Below are 2326 nucleotides of genomic sequence, written 5' to 3'. Positions count from 1 at the left end.
GTCGATCACGTCTCCACAAAAAATCAAAAAAAATCTGTAGTGCCTTAACTCAACTTTGTGTATGGCTCAATGCCTTATGCTGTCTACGTTTCAGAAATTTTGCTTACCAAGTTGGGTATATAACCCAATTTTTAAGGTACTTCCTAGCCCTTATAGCAATGCAGGTTGGACATGCGCAGGAAACACTTTCTGCGTGGGTTTTTAGATTGCCGAGATTAAGTCTAAATTTCAATCTATTAAGAACTTATCGCAAAAGAAATATGACTATCAAGACAGTATAAATAGAAAATATCTAATAATTTGAGGCGTTATAATATGATTATTTGGTGCGACGGGGAGACTCAAAGAACATCTTAAAACAATTGATAAATAAGCATTTAATTTATGTGTTATTTTTTCACTATACGTTTTACTATACACTTAGCCCAATGTAACCCCTTTGCATGAAATTTCACATGACCACCTCAAGTTAAGTAAGTCTCACAACTAAAACCAACATTAGGTGAGCTCAAAATTGAGCCTACCAAAGTTAAGCGTTTTATCACTTAAAGACTATGTTCTGATGCATTGCTTTTAATCTCTCAAATTAAGGGAATAGATGACTATATGGTTGTGTCCGAAATGGTTTTCATATTTTAACCAAGGCAACACACTCCCAAGCTTTATTCAATCAACTCAAATAGTGATGCTATAACCTGATACTAAAATAAGGCTTTCGCGTTTTGGTAAGTTATATTCATCATATTTTCTATTATTGGATTCATATTGACCAAGGTACAAATCTGTACCTTGCTTTAATTGCTTAAACTATGCTTTCCTCGGTAGATATTTCGTTTTTTTAATACCTTTCCCATTTACATAGGTGTACAAAGCGAAACGAAATCAATTTTTATAGGCAGTGAGAAAATGCTTTTTGCGCATGTCAAACCTGCCAGCATTGAACTGCTTAAAAGTACCTTAAAAACAATACGCTTGATTTATATGTCACAACGATATATTTTTATGTAAGAACCTACTAGCCAATATTTAAAATATGCACCTAACCAATATAGTAAGCAGCCAAACTAAGTAAGCGCTTTAATTTAGGCACTGATGCTTTTATCTCTTGGGATAACATGAATAAGAGTGATTCAGTTCACTAATTTGAGCTTCCTGAAGCCACTCTAATTAAGTAATGTATTGGTAATTGTAATCATCAAATTTACTATCAGAAGGTATTATATTATCTTTCACTCCATCGCTATAAACTTGCTGTTGATAATCTTTTTCTGTTATCTCATATCTAATGCCAATCCACCCTAAGTTAGGCGTAGGGCTACCATATAAATGATGACCATTTCTATCAAATATCTCAATGCTCACTACTGGCAAACATGTTGATTCTCGACTTGATACCCATGGGTTTGTCGGAGTATTTTGATATTTAGACATTATCTTTACCGCACCTGAACCAGGTGATTGTGAAGCTGCTTCATCTCTTGCTTCTGCCTCATTCAAAGCTGCAATCAATAAAGTGCTTGTGTCTTTGGTTGTATTTTTATTGATTAATTCTAGTTTCCATAACTTTAGCTCAGACATTCTTTACTCCTTTCAACTACTTAACCCTCCACTGACTCAGATAGCTCTGAAGCAAAAGTATAGTAAAGTTATACATTAATGCAATCTACCCAAGAAGGTATATGTAGAATTAAATTAAGGTACTTCCCAGCCCTTGTAGCAATGCAGGTTTGATACGCGCAGGAAACACTTTCTGCGCGGGTTTTCGGATTACTGGGTGTAGGACTAGGTTACCACCCCTTAAAGGCATATAACAAAAGGGATTAAGACAATTTCAAACATATAGTGCAATAGTCAATTTAGGCAATATAACCACTTTAAACGCTCCTACAAATTCAAGAGCTTAGACTTAGGGGTATTTTTAACTCCTTTATTTCAGAGGTTAAACTTTAATCATTCCAACCCTCACTGGGAGGGCGGGGAAAAATCAGTTAATGGATTAGTTGAAAAAGTTGAGACACACAGTAAACACTACTATGCCAGCACAACCTTCTTAATGGTTTTTTTATGGAACCCACATATGTCAACAATCTCAGCTTCGCTATAACCTTTGTTAACTATTAGGTGACAATTAGCTTTACCGATCACGACAACTAGAATTGCCGGTTGAATCATGTAGGCTATTCCTTAATCAATAAAGCTGCAGATAATTAAGATTAAGGTATGGCAAGAAAACGAGTCACAACAGAACAGGTAAAGCTATACATGAAACTCAGACAAGAAGATAAACTCACCCAGATTGGCTGCGCTGCTAAATCAGGCTTTAGTG

2 protein-coding genes are annotated in these 2326 nt (G+C 35.4%); both read right to left on the bottom strand.

Annotated features, from left to right (window positions below; genetic code table 11):
* Nucleotides 1-1167 precede the first annotated feature (1167 nt).
* A complete protein-coding gene (locus F3D68_RS11085; protein ID WP_151194494.1) occupies nt 1168-1578 on the bottom strand; it encodes a hypothetical protein in 411 nt (136 codons plus the stop codon).
* 453 nt (nt 1579-2031) lie between these two features.
* A complete protein-coding gene (locus tag F3D68_RS11330) occupies nt 2032-2172 on the bottom strand; it encodes a hypothetical protein (RefSeq protein WP_191092814.1) in 141 nt (46 codons plus the stop codon).
* Nucleotides 2173-2326: the final 154 nt, after the last annotated feature.

It is taken from the genome of Cysteiniphilum sp. JM-1, assembly GCF_008711525.1.
Classification (GTDB): domain Bacteria; phylum Pseudomonadota; class Gammaproteobacteria; order Francisellales; family Francisellaceae; genus Caedibacter.
Note: the sequence above shows the minus strand (reverse complement) of the source record. Positions and strands in the feature narration are given on the sequence as shown.

Coding starts and splice junctions, on each gene's coding strand:
- F3D68_RS11330 (WP_191092814.1), bottom strand. CDS start 2,172: ATGATTCAACCGGCAATTCTAGTTGTCGTGATCGGTAAAGCTAATTGT.
- F3D68_RS11085 (WP_151194494.1), bottom strand. CDS start 1,578: ATGTCTGAGCTAAAGTTATGGAAACTAGAATTAATCAATAAAAATACA.